The 13,969-nt window shown below is 34.6% G+C and carries 18 protein-coding genes; 16 read left to right on the top strand and 2 right to left on the bottom strand.

All coding sequences use genetic code 11. From position 1 onward, the window contains the following. The first annotated feature begins 29 nt into the window (after positions 1–29). The 16 genes from BT156_RS13760 (at position 30) to gcvP (ending at position 12,599) form a co-directional block, all read left to right on the top strand. A complete protein-coding gene (locus BT156_RS13760; protein WP_072410839.1) occupies positions 30–437 on the top strand; it encodes a VOC family protein in 408 nt (135 codons plus the stop codon). A 92-nt stretch (positions 438–529) separates the two neighbouring features. Next, a complete protein-coding gene (locus tag BT156_RS13755) occupies positions 530–982 on the top strand; it encodes a hypothetical protein (protein WP_072410837.1) in 453 nt (150 codons plus the stop codon). A 108-nt stretch (positions 983–1,090) separates the two neighbouring features. Then, on the top strand, positions 1,091–1,615 hold the full coding sequence (locus BT156_RS13750; RefSeq protein ID WP_072410835.1) for a DinB family protein: 525 nt from the start codon (positions 1,091–1,093) through the stop codon (positions 1,613–1,615). 2 nt (positions 1,616–1,617) lie between these two features. Beyond that, the gene (locus BT156_RS13745; RefSeq protein WP_072410833.1) at positions 1,618–2,394 is read left to right on the top strand and encodes an alpha/beta fold hydrolase; all 777 of its coding nucleotides are present in this window, start codon (positions 1,618–1,620) and stop codon (positions 2,392–2,394) included. Between the two features lie 242 nt (positions 2,395–2,636). Continuing rightward, positions 2,637–3,068, top strand: coding sequence for a VOC family protein (locus BT156_RS13740; RefSeq protein ID WP_072410831.1), 432 nt, complete (start codon positions 2,637–2,639; stop codon positions 3,066–3,068). A 74-nt stretch (positions 3,069–3,142) separates the two neighbouring features. Beyond that, a complete protein-coding gene (locus tag BT156_RS13735; protein WP_072410829.1) occupies positions 3,143–3,556 on the top strand; it encodes an SRPBCC family protein in 414 nt (137 codons plus the stop codon). Between the two features lie 35 nt (positions 3,557–3,591). After that, positions 3,592–3,831 carry a helix-hairpin-helix domain-containing protein gene (locus BT156_RS13730; protein ID WP_228430134.1) on the top strand — a complete coding sequence of 80 codons (240 nt, stop codon included), beginning with the start codon at positions 3,592–3,594 and terminating at the stop codon, positions 3,829–3,831. 113 nt (positions 3,832–3,944) lie between these two features. Beyond that, complete coding sequence (locus BT156_RS13725; protein WP_072410825.1) at positions 3,945–4,811, top strand: VOC family protein; 867 nt, start codon at positions 3,945–3,947, stop codon at positions 4,809–4,811. A 67-nt stretch (positions 4,812–4,878) separates the two neighbouring features. After that, on the top strand, positions 4,879–5,307 hold the full coding sequence (locus BT156_RS13720) for an SRPBCC family protein (RefSeq protein ID WP_072410823.1): 429 nt from the start codon (positions 4,879–4,881) through the stop codon (positions 5,305–5,307). 125 nt (positions 5,308–5,432) lie between these two features. Beyond that, positions 5,433–5,879, top strand: coding sequence for an SRPBCC family protein (locus tag BT156_RS13715; RefSeq protein ID WP_072410821.1), 447 nt, complete (start codon positions 5,433–5,435; stop codon positions 5,877–5,879). A gap of 28 nt (positions 5,880–5,907) precedes the next feature. Continuing rightward, positions 5,908–6,366, top strand: a complete 459-nt coding sequence (locus BT156_RS13710) for a DoxX family protein (RefSeq protein ID WP_072410819.1) — start codon at positions 5,908–5,910, stop codon at positions 6,364–6,366. Between the two features lie 226 nt (positions 6,367–6,592). Next, entirely contained in the window at positions 6,593–7,147 is a 555-nt protein-coding gene (locus tag BT156_RS13705; protein WP_228430131.1) for an RNA polymerase sigma factor, read from the top strand. Positions 7,148–7,160: 13 nt separating this feature from the next. Further along, positions 7,161–7,508, top strand: coding sequence for a hypothetical protein (locus BT156_RS13700; protein ID WP_066757441.1), 348 nt, complete (start codon positions 7,161–7,163; stop codon positions 7,506–7,508). 88 nt (positions 7,509–7,596) lie between these two features. After that, positions 7,597–7,869, top strand: a complete 273-nt coding sequence (locus tag BT156_RS13695) for a hypothetical protein (RefSeq protein WP_072410815.1) — start codon at positions 7,597–7,599, stop codon at positions 7,867–7,869. 678 nt (positions 7,870–8,547) lie between these two features. Continuing rightward, a complete protein-coding gene (locus BT156_RS13690; protein WP_072410813.1) occupies positions 8,548–9,195 on the top strand; it encodes a DnaJ domain-containing protein in 648 nt (215 codons plus the stop codon). A gap of 545 nt (positions 9,196–9,740) precedes the next feature. After that, a complete protein-coding gene (gene gcvP, locus BT156_RS13685; RefSeq protein WP_072410812.1) occupies positions 9,741–12,599 on the top strand; it encodes an aminomethyl-transferring glycine dehydrogenase in 2,859 nt (952 codons plus the stop codon). Between the two features lie 86 nt (positions 12,600–12,685). Here gcvP and BT156_RS13680 read toward each other — a convergent pair whose 3' ends face one another. Together BT156_RS13680 and BT156_RS13675 are read right to left on the bottom strand one after the other, a co-directional pair. Next, entirely contained in the window at positions 12,686–13,105 is a 420-nt protein-coding gene (locus BT156_RS13680; RefSeq protein ID WP_072410810.1) for a DUF1801 domain-containing protein, read from the bottom strand. Positions 13,106–13,248: 143 nt separating this feature from the next. Beyond that, complete coding sequence (locus BT156_RS13675) at positions 13,249–13,959, bottom strand: AAA family ATPase (RefSeq protein ID WP_072410808.1); 711 nt, start codon at positions 13,957–13,959, stop codon at positions 13,249–13,251. Positions 13,960–13,969 lie beyond the last annotated feature (10 nt).

Genomic DNA, 13,969 nt, shown 5'->3' with positions numbered 1-13,969 from the left:
GTTAAAAGTTTAATACTAAAAATTACAAAATGAAAATCAATCAAATTTACGTCAACCTTCCGGTTAAGGATATTCAAAAAACGAAAGAATTCTGGACAAAACTTGGATTCCCGATCAACGAACAAATTTCAGATGAAAGAGCAGTTTGCGTGATAATGAATGACAATATTTATGTCATGTTTTTAACGGAAGAACATTTCCAGACTTTTTCCGAAAGACCGGTTCCTAAAGGTGATACAACTCAGGTTTTGCTTGCTATTGGGCTAAACAGCCGTGAAGAAGTTGATCAACTGGTAAATACTGCTGTAGAAAACGGAGCGTATCAGCACGAAGAACCTCAGGATTACGGCTGGATGTATCATAATTCTTTCTGGGATATCAACGGGCATGGCTGGAATGTCATGTTTTCAGATCCTTCTCAAATGCCGACTGAGTAATTCTTTAATATAAAAAGTTCTGACAGATTTAACAGATTTTTAAGCAGACTCATCTGTGAAAATCCGGATAAAAATACACCAACCCCAAAAATATGAGCAACGATAGTGAAATTGTAAAGTATCTGATATTCAGTAATTACAAAGTGATTTCGATGAATATTAACGATATTTCGAACGAAGAATCTATGATTTTTCCTAATGGAGAAGCCAACTGTATGAATTGGGTTTTAGGACATTTAATTTATATAAGAAATGCTTTTTTGAATGTTTTGGGTGAAGAACCAGTTTGGAATAACGAAAAATTTTCGTGCTACAATCGTGGTGAAATTCCTTTAAACAGAAAAGATGAGTTTGTAAGTTTTGATGAATTAAAGTCATATTTAAAATCATCACAGAATAAATTTGAAACAAAGCTTAACAGCCTTGAAAGCCTTGATTCTGTCATAATTAATGATATTTCGGGATTATCTCTTCACGAAATTTATCACAGCGGACAGCTCGGATATATAAGAAGAATGCTTGGGAAATCGGGTGCAATAAAATAAAAGGTAAAAATTATTTAAACTCAAATCTCATAAATATTTTCACAAACAAACACAATCATCTGTGAAAATCTGTGAAATCCGTGGAAAAAAAATAAAAAATCAAACAAAATGGACACACCAAAATCAAAAAAATTAGACATCATCATTCCCGCATTTCGAGGTCACAGCCAAAGTTTCCTGATGGTTCTTGACGGAATTTCCGAGGAAGATGCCCTAAAAAGAATTGAAGGCAGAACCAACCACATCATCTGGATGGTCGGGAATTTTCTGGACATGCGTTATGCTTTGGGATACGTTCTCGGACTTCAGGAAGAATTTGAATTTAAAGATCTTTTCTTTCAGGGAAAAGCTTTGGATGAGAGTTTAACCTATCCGTCTTTACAGCAATTGAAAGACGCTTTTCATAAAATTTCTCCACTTGTTTATCAAAAATTATTGGAAGCGACAGATGAAGAATTAGACAAAGCATTTCCCATGGGAATGAACATCGACTTTTTCCCTGAAACCGTTCTGAATTTCGTTGGAATGTGCATCGGCCGTGAAGATTATCTTTCCGGGCAAATTGGATTAATGCGAAGAATCCTTGGTTATGAAGGAATGAAATATGATTTTGATAAAGATTTAAAATATTAACAATGAATCCGGTTGAAAAAGGTCATAAGCAAGTTAACGGAATTAAGATGTATTACGAAATCTACGGTTCCGGAAAACCTGTGGTGCTGATTCATGGCGGTGGTGGTTCTATTTTATTTGATTATAAAGAAGTCATCACAAGATTAGAAAATAAATTTCAATTAATTGGAATTGATCTTCAAAACCACGGAATGACCGAACATCGCGATATTCCTGAAACTTTCGAACAGGACGCTCATGATGTTGCCGCTCTTTTGAAAGAATTAAATATAGAAAAAGCATCATTTTGGGGTTTCAGCAATGGTGGAAATACGGTCATGCAGATTACTCATCTTTATCCTGAACTTGTAGAAAAATTGATCGTTGCATCAGCTTTTTACAAAAAAAGTGGAATGATGGATGGCTTCTTTGAAGGAATGACGGAAGCAACTTTGGAATCTATGCCCGAGCCTTTGAAAATCAATTTTCTAAACTTAAATCCAGACTTTTCAGCGCTCGAAAATATGTTCGACAAAGACAGCAAAAGAATGCAGACTTTCGAAGATTGGAGCGAAGATATTTTGAAGGGTATAAAATCTCCAACTTTATTTATTTCCGGCGATAAAGATGTAATGAAACCAGAACATATCGTTGAAATGTGGCGTTTGGTGAAAGATTCTCAATTAATGATTCTTCCTGCAACTCATGGTTCTTATATGATGGCTGATTTTGGAGGGAATGTTGATGAGAAATTAATTGATTTGACGGTGAATGAAGTGGAGAAATTTTTGAACCATTAAGATTCAGTTAAGTTTTTAGGAATATTAAGTTGAGATTCTTCCTTCGTCAGAATGACAAACTGGATGGTTTGGGAATTATACTTTCAATCTTCGCTGAGTGAAACGCCTTTGCGAACGAAAAATATTCTCAATCATTTCAAGAAAAAACTTGCGCTCTTTGCGTTAAAGAAAAGATGAGATTGCCACGTCGCAAAGCTCCTCGCAATGACAACAAAAAAACAAACTTTAAAAAATAAAATATCATGGCTAAATTAAATCCGTACTTAAATTTCGATGGAAAAGCAGAAGAAGCTTTCACTTTTTACAAATCTGTTTTCGGTGGAGAATTTCTAGGTGAAATCCACAAAATGGGAAATGCTCCCGGAACTGAAAATTTATCAGACGAAGAAAAGAACAGAGTAATGCACATTGCGCTTCCTATCGGAGGAGATTTGCTGATGGCATCGGATATTGTTCCAAGTTTCGGACAAAAACTGAATGTTGGAAACAACAATTATGTATCAATTTTCCCTGAATCTAAAGATGAAGCAGACAGACTTTTTAAAGGACTTTCTGAAGGTGGAAATGTAGAAATGCCAATTGAAGACCAGTTTTGGGGAGACTATTTTGGCAGCTTTCAGGATAGATTCGGTGTTCATTGGATGGTGAACTATAATGCAGAATACACAAAATAATCTTATATTTAAACTAAATTACAAAAGGGCTGCTAAACTTTAGCCGCCCTTTCAATACATCAAAAATACAATTTATGGAACCTATTAAGATTGATATTACGATTTTAGAGCCTGTTCAAAAGGTTTGGGATTATTATAACGGTCCGAAACATATCACAAAATGGAACTTTGCACACGAATCTTGGCAATGCCCAAGTGCTGAAAATGATTTAAAAGTTGGCGGAAAATTCAAAAGCAGAATGGAAGCAAAAGACGGAAGTTTTGGATTTGATTTTGAAGGAATTTATGATGAAGTAATTCCAAATGAGAGAATAAAATACCATTTGGAAGATGGAAGAAATGTAGACATCGTTTTCGATCAAATTGATGAAAATACAACGAAAGTTAAGATAAATTTTGAGCCTGAAAAACAAAACTCTGTGGAAATGCAAAGGGATGGATGGTATGCTATCCTGAATAATTTTCACAAATATGTTGAAAACAATTAAATAACTTTTTGATCATCATGATAAACTTAATAATAATGGCGAAATGTTTAAGCTCTATTTGTATGGTTAATCATGTTGTGGAAGGAGATTTTTTGCAGGGTATTATTGCAATGCCCGCAAGAAGGGCTTTGGAAAAAGAGAAAATAAATTCTTTAGAAAAACTGTCGGACTATTCTGAAAAAGAAATTATGCAATTGCACGGTTTTGGAAAAAATACGATGGGAAAACTGAAGATTTATATGAAAGAAAATCATGTTTCTTTTAAAGATAATTAAAACTAAACTCACAGTTTGTCATTTTGAAGGAACAAGCATCTTAATGGTTTTTAATCACTAAGAGATTGCTTCGCTTCGCTCGCAATGATGTTCAACCCTAAATTTAAAACTATATGAACAACGATATTTTCCCATGCCTTTGGTATGACGGAGACGCAAAAGAATCAGCAGAATTTTACTGTAAAATATTTGATGGAAAAATTACAGCAGATACTCCTGTTGTGATGAATATTGATCTTTTTGGTCAAAAAATAATGCTTTTGAACGGAGGCCCTCAATTTAAGAAAAATGCTTCGGTTTCGTTCATGGTAATCTGTGAAACGGAAGCTGAGGTTCAGAAATACTGGGATCAGTTAATGGATGGCGGAATGGCTTTAATGCCCTTGGACTCCTATTCATGGAGTAAAAAATACGGCTGGCTTAAAGATAAATATGACGTTACCTGGCAAATATTTTTAGGTGAAAAACAAGCTGAACAGAAAATTATTCCGACTTTAATGTTTATCCATGAAAATAATGGAAAAGCTTTGGAAGCGATGGAATTATATACCAATATTTTCCCAAATTCTAAAATTGGAAATATTTTAAGATATGGAGATGGAAGCGAAGGTCACCCAAGTCCTGAACCTGCAAAAAATATACAGCATGCTCATTTTGAAATCGATGGTTACAGTTTCTTCTGTATGGACAATTCTTATGATCATCAATTCGATTTCAATGAAGGAATTTCAATGGTTGTAATGACCGATGATCAGGAGCAAACAGATAAATACTGGAATACGTTGACTTCAGATGGAGGCAGAGAAAGTATGTGCGGTTGGCTTAAAGATAAGTATGGTTTTAGCTGGCAAATTGTTCCTAAAAAACTAATTCAGTTGATGAGCGATCCCGATCAGTCTAAAGCTCAAAAAGTTGTTCAGGCAATGATGAAAATGCAGAAAATTATTATTCAGGAGTTAGAAGATGCTTATAATTCTTAAACTTATTTCGGCTTGTTGTTTGATTATATTTAAATAAATCATTTGCACTTTGTATTAAAAGAAAAAAATGGAAAAATTATCATTTGAAATTGAAATAAATGCATCACCCGAAAAAGTTTGGGACGTGCTTTGGGGCGAAATAACGTACAGACAATGGACGACTGCTTTTACCGAAGGTTCTTTTTATCAGGGAACTTTAGAAGAGGGTAGTATTGTGAAATTTTTTGATCCGAATAACAATGGAATGTACAGCCAGGTTGAAAAAAATATTCCTCATAAAGAAATGAAATTCTTACATCTTGGAGAAATTTATGATGGAATTGAAGTTCCGAAGGATTGGGGAGAAGCAACAGAAACGTATTTTTTAGAAGAAAATGAAGATGGGACAAAATTGAAAAGTGAAATTCAGACACCTGTAGAATTTAAAGGATTTTTTGAGGATAAATTTTCAAAAGCCTTGGGAATAGTAAAGAATCTTTCGGAAAACCAGCTTTAGTTTTAAACACAAATATCACTAATGATTTTCACGAATATCACAATTATTAAACTCTTTAATTTGTGTAATTAGTACTAAAAATTCGTGTCATTAGTGTTTAATTTAAAATCATAAAAATTAAAAATATGGAAACTTTATCATACGAAACAGTAATCAATGCCCCTAAGCAAAAGGTTTGGGATGTTCTTTGGAGTCCGGAAACTTATGGTCAGTGGACGCAGTTTTTCAATCCGAGTTCTCAATCTCAAATGAAATCCGATTGGAAAGTTGGAGGAAAGACCTATTTTCTGGATATGAATAATGAAGGAATGGTTTCAACAATCGACAGTTTAGATGAGCCTAATCAAATTATTTTTAAACATTTAGGAATGGTCGGCAAAGATGGAGTAGAAGATACCGAAAGCATGGAAATCAAGCAATGGAGCGGTTGTTTTGAAAAATATATTTTAATAGATTTTGACGGAAAAACAAAACTTCATACAGAAGTTCAGGTAGAGAAAAACTGGGAAGAACATATGAATACAGGCTTTATAAAAGGTTTGGAAATTGTAAAAAATCTTGCTGAAAAATAGTTAATCTGTGGGAAGCAAAAAATAAAATATGAAATTATTAACCATCCTTTTCGTCACATTCATTCTGGCTTTGATAGGAACAAAACTCTATCAGGGAGATTGGAATTTTTTATTTTCAGGGAATCTGGGAATGGCCGTTTTCATTATTTTCACAGGGTTTGCCCATTTTAAATTCCAAAAAGGAATGGCAATGATGATTCCTGATTTTATCCCTGCAAAAATGTTTTGGGTCTATTTTACCGGAATTATTGAAATTGCGGCAGGAATTGGATTAATGATTCCGTCAATTCGAGAAATAACCGCAATTTTATTAATAATTTTCCTGATTCTCGTTTTCTTGGCGAATATCAATTCATCACAGAAAAAAGTGAACCTTTTCAAAGGAGATTATTCAGGACCCGGAATGAGTTATTTTTATAAAGAAAGACTTCCGATGCAGATTATTTTAATCGCCTGGACTTGGTATTTCGGGATTTATTTACATTGAAATTTTAAGAACATTATAAATGAACGGATTGTATTTTACTTTCCGTTTTTTGTTTTTTTATGGTTAAAATTTATGTTGTCCGTATTTATTTAAAATGTAATGATTATAATTAAACCCCCGATCAACAAAAGAAAACTAAAATTTCAGAAAAAATATTTTAAATTTATTAAAGTAAAACAAAAATATCAATCGTCATAGCAATATGGAGATTGTCGAAAAAATAACAATGCCGCAAAAAGAGAAAGAAAGTATCATCTCACAAACCGTTTCAAAGTACGGAGGAAAGCTGATGTCTTACATTCGTCCCAAAGTGAAAAACACGGAAGATGCGGAAGATATTCTGCAGGAGGTTTGGTATCAGTTCAGTAGCATTACCAATCTTTCTGAGATTGTAAATGTTGGTGGTTGGCTGTACAGGGTGACGGCCAATAAAATAACAGACAAATACCGTAAAAAGAAAACGGAAAATCTTGAAGATTTTGTGTATGAAGATGAAGACGGAACTTTTTCTATAAAAGATATCCTTTTGCTGGATGAAAGTGCGGGACCGGAAGTGAAAATGTTTCAGGATGAAATTTGGAAAAAGCTTTTTGAAGCGTTGGATGAACTTCCCGAAAAACAAAGATTGGTATATGTTGAAAATGAACTAAACGACAGAACTCTCCAGGAAATAGCCGATGAACAGGGCGAAAATATTAAGACCATTATCAGTCGGAAAAATTATGCCGTGAAGCATCTGAGAAACAGACTGAGAAAATTATACGAAGATTTAAATAGTTAGTAAAAAGAAAGTTATGAATCATAATAAACACAAAAAAGGCTGGATTTTTTTATTCTTATGTCCGCCATTAATCTTACTGGGAGTTACATGGATCGTCATGTCTCTTTGGAATTGTCTGCTTCCTGATATTTTAGGAGTGAAATCGATTACTTATTGGCAGGCAATGGGAATTTTGATCTTAAGTAAAATACTTTTCGGAGGTTTCCATTTTGGGAAAGGAATGAGAGATTTTAAAGAGAAAAAAATGATGCGAGAAAGAATGATGAGTTTATCTCCCGAAGAAAGAGAAAAATTCAAAGAAGTTTGGAAAGACAGATGCTCAGGCGGATTCTTTAACCGAAATAACAGAACAAACGAATAATAAAAAATTTTAGAAGTAGTAAAGTAAAATTGAAACTTATTCGTCTATATAAAAAACAAGAAGTAGTAAAATTTAAAATTTTGAAAAAATGAAAAATTCAGTATTAAAAGGAGCTCTAGGAGCATTAGCCGTTGTAGGGGTAGCATTAATTGCTAAAAAAATGGCAGCCAGAAAAAGATTTGTAAAAGGTATTTTTAACGAATACGGAATCAAGGAAAGATCTCCATTCGGTCTTGCAGACAAAATCAGAGAAATGGATGAAGAGCAGTATCAGGAATTGAAGGGAAAATTCAAAAAAGAATTTGCTTCAAGATGCTGCCACAGAAGGTCTGAAAGAAAAGAAGACATTGCGCAAGCATAATAATAGAAAGTAACTAAATTGAAATTGTTTAATTTCGGCGCGGGAAGCAGAGCTTCCCGCGCCGAAATATTTTCATATAATCACGAGGAGCGAAGCATCGAAGCAATCTCAAAAAATATTCTCAATCATGTAAAACTTCTAGCTTCCCTCTTCCTACTTCCATCTTTTTTAGGAGCTATTTCCCGCTCTCCGCACTCGCTATTTTTTAGGTTTCGGCGGCGGCAAAGCCGCCGCCGAAACCCAAAAAATAAGCTCAAACAAATACTACGATCGGGGCTAGGGTATTTGTCGTTACTTTCAACTTTTCACAATTACCACAACATTTTGTCATTACGAGCAAAGCGAAGCAATCTTTTTCAAACATTACGAAATCACCACAAAGTTTGTCATTCCGTAGGAATCTCAACAAAGATTTTACAAAATACTTTATACAAGATAATTATAGATTTCACACTCCACTTCGTTCCGCTCTGAAAGACAAACTAAATGGATATTGTAACCTTTCAACCTTCGCTGAGTGAAACGCCTTTGCGAACGAAAAATATCCTCAATCATTTCAAAAAAAACCTTTTCGACTTTGCGTTAAAAAAAAAATATTGCTGTTACTTCTCAATGACAAAAATCCTGCAAAATTGAAGACAAAAAGAAAATAAAATTCTTATTTTTGCATAGCTATACATGAAAGATTACTACTATTTTCTCGGTATTTCACAGGATGCTTCAGAAGAAGACATCAAAAAAGTGTATAGAAAACTCTCCATAAAATATCACCCGGATAAAAATGATAACGACGATTTTTTTTCGGATCGTTTTCGTGAAATTCAAGAAGCGTATGAAACGTTGAGTGATAAAAGTAGAAGATATGCGTATGACCAGAATTTAGAAAGTCATCAGAAAAGTTTTAGATATAATATTCCGCCATCAATTAAGACTTTTACAGCGAATAAAATTCATGCGAAAAAAGGAGAGGAGATTATTATTAATTGGCAGACAAGCAATGCTGATGTCGTTAAAATTCTTCCTTTTGGGTTAGAAAAACCTTACGGAGAAAGGATTTTTAAGATAACCGAATTCAAAGACGGTAAATTTCAGCTTTTACTTCATGTAACGAATTCACTTTTGCATAAAACCGTGGTTCAGGCCATCACAATCACAGAGGTTTTTGAAAATGATGCCGAAAAATTCAGAGACAAAACGGAAGATCTATTCAGGTCACAACCGAGAACAGTTACAAATCCGCATGGTCAGCCCAAAATTATAAGAATAATCGGGATGATAGTAGCGTTGGCAGTTGCCATCTATTTTTTAATAAAAAGTTTTAGCTAAACTAAGCCATTTTCTTTCTTCCGGGGCACTTTTTACATCTCTTCCCTTTCTTGAATTTCTTGCAACAAGATTTCTTTTCGCAAAACATATCTTCATTTTTGAAAGCAAATACTGGAGTTAAAGCCGGAACTTTAAACGGGACAATCATATTCATGTTGCAAATATATTAATTTAGAATAAATATAGATAATAAATTTTCAAAAAATGTTATTGACTGACTATTAATACCTTCAACCGAAAACTTAAATATTCTATCTTGAAAATTCTAAAAAAATATTCCCATAAGTGTATTTGCCCGATAAAAATCTAACTTTAAAGATTTCGCACTCATTTTTAGCATATTTTAAATTATTAAAAACTTAATACTAATTTAACTTTAAAGTGAATATTAACTGTTTTTATATACAATATGATAATAAAAACCTATTAGTTTTGAAACAGATAGAAAACTTTTACTGATTTGTTCGTGATTTAATTAAGTTGTAAAATCGCTCAAAAAATTGTAATTTTACCCATCTTTTTACAAACAAAATCTAATATAAAAAATGAATACAGAACAGTTTGTGAGCCGTCACATTTCCTTAAATGAAGCCGATAAACAGGCGATGTTGGAAAAAGTTGGCGTTTCAAGTATCGAAGAGTTAATTTCTCAAACCATCCCTTCTTCTATCCGTTTAGAAAAAGATCTTGAAATCTCAGAACCGCTTTCAGAGTATGAAATGCTTATCCATTCTAAGGAATTGGCATCGAAGAATACTGATTACACAAGTTACATCGGTTTCGGATATCACAATACATTGTTGCCATCGGCTATTCAAAGAAATATTTTTGAAAATCCGAGCTGGTATACAGCTTACACCCCTTACCAGGCGGAGATCGCACAGGGTAGATTGGAGGCTTTGCTGAACTATCAGACTGTTGTGTGTGATCTTACAGGTTTTGCACTGGCAAATGCTTCATTATTAGATGAATCTACAGCTGCTGCAGAAGCAATGCACATGTTCTTTAACAACAGAACAAAAGATCAGAAGAAAGGAGGTGCTAACAAATTCTTCGTTTCCGACCTTGTTTTACCTCAGACAGTTTCAGTTTTAAAAACTAAAGCTGAAGGATTGGCAATCGAGATCGTTAAAGGTGACCACAAAACTCACCAGTTTGACGAATCTTATTACGGTGTTTTATTACAATATCCGGGTAAAAACGGTGTTGTTTTAGACTATACAGAAAATATCGTTGAATACAAAAAATTAGACTTACAGGTTGTTGTAGCTTGTGATCCGATGGCTTTGGTTAAACTAAAATCACCTGCTTCTATGGGAGCTGACTGTGCGGTTGGTACTTCACAGAGATTTGGTATTCCATTAGGGTACGGAGGTCCTCACGCAGCATTTTTCTCTTGTAAGGAAGATTATAAAAGAGATATTCCGGGAAGAATTATCGGGGTTTCTCAGGATATGTACGGAAAACGTGCATTGAGAATGGCTTTACAAACGAGAGAGCAGCACATCAAGAGAGAAAGAGCAACTTCAAATATTTGTACTGCTCAGGTTCTTTTGGCTGTAATGGCCGGAATGTACGCTGTTTATCACGGTCCGAAGGGATTAAACTATATCGCTGATCAGATCCACTTTAAAGCAAATGCTTTGAAAAACGGTCTTAAAGCTTTAGGATATCAAACAGTAGAAGAACCTATTTTTGATACCGTAAAAATCACTTTAAGCGAGGATGAAAAAGGAAGGTTAATGAGAATGATGCTGGATCACAGACTTAACTTAAACTATTTCACTGAAGGTGTTGTAAGTATTGCCATCAACGAAAGTACTACATTGGACAAATTAAATGTTTTAATGGCTTCTTTTGCTCAGTTTAAAGATAAGCAGACTTTCAAATTAGAAATAAAAGAAGGATACAGCATTCCTGAGGAGAATTTAAGAAAAGACGAAATTCTTACAGAAAGTGTATTCAACAAATACCATACGGAAACGGAATTGATGCGTTACATCAAACGTTTGGAAAGAAAAGATTTATCATTAACACATTCAATGATTTCTCTTGGTTCTTGTACAATGAAACTGAACGCTGCTACTCAAATGTTGCCGCTTTCTTGGGATAACTGGGGAGCTGTTCATCCATTTGTACCGGTAGACCAAGCTGGAGGTTATCAGGAAATGATCAGAGAATTGGAGAAAGATTTAGCTGAAATCACTGGTTTCGCAGGAACTTCTCTTCAGCCAAACTCTGGAGCTCAGGGTGAATATGCAGGATTAATGGTGATCAGAGAATACCACATTTCAAGAGGCGAAGGTCACAGAAATGTAGTATTGATTCCTCAGTCTGCACATGGAACAAACCCGGCTTCTGCAGCAATGGCAGGAATGAAGATCGTTGTTGTTAAAAATCTTGAAAGCGGAGAAATTGATTTCGAAGACCTAAAAGCTAAAACAGAACAGCATTCTGAGAACTTGTCTTGCGTAATGATCACGTATCCGTCAACTTACGGATTCTTTGACGCAAACATTAAAGAAATTACAAGCTTGATCCACCAACATGGCGGACAAGTATATATGGACGGTGCCAACATGAACGCTCAAGTAGGATTCACAAGTCCTGGAAACATCGGAGCAGACGTTTGTCACTTAAATCTTCACAAAACTTTCGCAATTCCTCACGGAGGTGGAGGTCCCGGAGTTGGTCCGATCTGTGTGGCTAAACATTTGGTTCCTTTCTTGCCTACCAACGCAAACATTAGAATTGGTTCTAAAGAAGCTATTGAAGGGATTTCTGCAGCACCTTACGGTTCTGGTTTGATCTTGAATATTTCTTACGCATACATCAAAATGTTAGGAACTTCAGGCTTGAAAAAGGCCACTGAACATGCGATTTTAAATGCTAACTATTTAAAAGAAATTTTAGCGGAACATTTCCCTATTTTATATTCAAATACTGAAGGTAGAGTAGCACACGAGTGTATCGTAGATTTCCGTCAGTTTAAGTCATTAGGAATTGAAGTTGCTGATGTTGCGAAGAGATTGATGGACTACGGTTTCCATGCTCCAACAGTTTCTTTCCCGGTTGCAGGAACATTAATGATCGAGCCTACAGAGTCTGAAAGCAAGTCTGAAATCGACCGTTTTGCAGAGGCTTTAATTGCTATCAAACATGAAATCGGTGAGATTGCCAACGGAGAAGCTGATGCTACGAATAACGTATTGAAAAACGCTCCTCACACTGAACAATTGGTTATCTCTGATTCTTGGGATAAACCGTACAGCAGAGAAAAGGCGGCATATCCGCTGGAGTGGGTGAGAGACCACAAATTCTTTGCTTCTGTTTCAAGAGTTGATGAAGCTTACGGAGACAGAAACTTGGTTTGTACTTGTGAGCCGATTGAAGCTTATATGTAATAGAACTTTTTCTAGATATAAATACAAATTCCTCTCAATTTTGAGAGGAATTTTGTTTTTTTTCAGTGTTTAAGATTTAGAGAAAATTACAACTCGTTTACATATTGTATAATCTCTTCCAATACTTCAATATTAATCTCTTTCAAAGTTTTAAACTTAATACAATATCCGCTCACACTTGCTTTTCCTAGCTTTTTTCCATAGGTTTCAGCTAAAAATTTCTTATCCTCAATACCAAAAATATAAACAGATATTCCCGTTGTATTTGCGCTGAGACCAATTTTATAAAACTCTTTTGTTGTTCCGTTGGTATATTTTATTGTGTGAAGTCCGTATCCGATATTTGGATTGGAAACAATTTTACCTTCACCGTCTTTACCGTCTAAGAACCATAATTTACATTCAGGCATTATTTGCTTGATGATTTGATCTAGTGTTTGCATTTCACTACATTTTGGTTCGGGCTGGCTGGCGATGTATTGTTTGATTTGTTCTTGTATGTTCATGGAAAATATTTAAATGTAAAAACAAAATCTTTTAATCAATAAAAATTTTAAGAGTAAAGATTTCTTCTATTATACAAAGTATTTTATAAACCTGTTTTTTAAATGAAAGACTAACTTAAATTGATCCTTCAATAAATTAATATTTATTTATATTCCTCTTCCAACTTCTCAATCAATCTCCCTTTCACCACCGTAAAAGCATAATCCTTCGCCTCCGCAAAAGAAACCTCATATTTCCTATCAATATTTCTCAAATCCTCTGGAAATTTAGACAACAAATTATCATAAAAACTGTCCAAAAATTCCTTAGAAGGCATTTCATAATTAATTTTCAATTGAAAACGTCGTAAAATAGCAGTATCAATGATTTCGGGATGGTTGGTGGCGCAAAGTAAAAGCGCATTTTCAGGATAATAATCAATTAACTGAATCAAAGTATTCACAAGCCTTCTCATTTCGCCCACATCTTTATCGTCGCTGCCTCTGGCTTTCCCAATCTGATCTAGTTCATCAAGAAAAAGAACCGATCTTTCGCGACCAGCTTTGTCGAATATCATTTTAATATTCTGAGAAGTTTCTCCGATTCGAGACGAAACAATATTGCTGAGATTTAAGATCATGATATTTTTACCCAGCGCATTGGCGATCGCTTTTGCTGTCATCGTTTTTCCACAGCCTGAACTTCCCTGAAGTAAAACTTTATTGTTAACAGGAAGTCCGTATTCCTGAAGTTCTTTGATGTAGGTATGTTCCTTGATGAGCTGGGCGAACTGTTCCTTATTAGATTGATCAAGGAATACGTCATTAAGCGTTATTTCTTCTTTGTCCTGAATAATAAGGTCGTACAGATTCATGATAGCAAAT

This window comes from Chryseobacterium limigenitum, assembly GCF_900114875.1.
In the GTDB taxonomy this organism is placed as follows: Bacteria; Bacteroidota; Bacteroidia; order Flavobacteriales; family Weeksellaceae; genus Chryseobacterium; species Chryseobacterium limigenitum.
Note: the sequence above shows the minus strand (reverse complement) of the source record. Positions and strands in the feature narration are given on the sequence as shown.

Excerpts from the sequence above, each read along its gene's own strand:
- BT156_RS13675 (WP_072410808.1), bottom strand. The coding sequence starts at position 13,959 with ATGAATCTGTACGACCTTATTATTCAGGACAAAGAAGAAATAACGCTT.
- BT156_RS13705 (WP_228430131.1), top strand. The coding sequence starts at position 6,593 with ATGCCGCAAAAAGAGAAAGAAAGTATCATCTCACAAACCGTTTCAAAG.
- BT156_RS13715 (WP_072410821.1), top strand. The coding sequence starts at position 5,433 with ATGGAAACTTTATCATACGAAACAGTAATCAATGCCCCTAAGCAAAAG.
- BT156_RS13680 (WP_072410810.1), bottom strand. The coding sequence starts at position 13,105 with ATGAACATACAAGAACAAATCAAACAATACATCGCCAGCCAGCCCGAA.
- BT156_RS13690 (WP_072410813.1), top strand. The coding sequence starts at position 8,548 with ATGAAAGATTACTACTATTTTCTCGGTATTTCACAGGATGCTTCAGAA.
- gcvP (WP_072410812.1), top strand. The coding sequence starts at position 9,741 with ATGAATACAGAACAGTTTGTGAGCCGTCACATTTCCTTAAATGAAGCC.
- BT156_RS13735 (WP_072410829.1), top strand. The coding sequence starts at position 3,143 with ATGGAACCTATTAAGATTGATATTACGATTTTAGAGCCTGTTCAAAAG.
- BT156_RS13725 (WP_072410825.1), top strand. The coding sequence starts at position 3,945 with ATGAACAACGATATTTTCCCATGCCTTTGGTATGACGGAGACGCAAAA.
- BT156_RS13760 (WP_072410839.1), top strand. The coding sequence starts at position 30 with ATGAAAATCAATCAAATTTACGTCAACCTTCCGGTTAAGGATATTCAA.
- BT156_RS13750 (WP_072410835.1), top strand. The coding sequence starts at position 1,091 with ATGGACACACCAAAATCAAAAAAATTAGACATCATCATTCCCGCATTT.
- BT156_RS13720 (WP_072410823.1), top strand. The coding sequence starts at position 4,879 with ATGGAAAAATTATCATTTGAAATTGAAATAAATGCATCACCCGAAAAA.
- BT156_RS13730 (WP_228430134.1), top strand. The coding sequence starts at position 3,592 with ATGGCGAAATGTTTAAGCTCTATTTGTATGGTTAATCATGTTGTGGAA.
- BT156_RS13710 (WP_072410819.1), top strand. The coding sequence starts at position 5,908 with ATGAAATTATTAACCATCCTTTTCGTCACATTCATTCTGGCTTTGATA.
- BT156_RS13755 (WP_072410837.1), top strand. The coding sequence starts at position 530 with ATGAGCAACGATAGTGAAATTGTAAAGTATCTGATATTCAGTAATTAC.
- BT156_RS13695 (WP_072410815.1), top strand. The coding sequence starts at position 7,597 with ATGAAAAATTCAGTATTAAAAGGAGCTCTAGGAGCATTAGCCGTTGTA.
- BT156_RS13700 (WP_066757441.1), top strand. The coding sequence starts at position 7,161 with ATGAATCATAATAAACACAAAAAAGGCTGGATTTTTTTATTCTTATGT.
- BT156_RS13745 (WP_072410833.1), top strand. The coding sequence starts at position 1,618 with ATGAATCCGGTTGAAAAAGGTCATAAGCAAGTTAACGGAATTAAGATG.
- BT156_RS13740 (WP_072410831.1), top strand. The coding sequence starts at position 2,637 with ATGGCTAAATTAAATCCGTACTTAAATTTCGATGGAAAAGCAGAAGAA.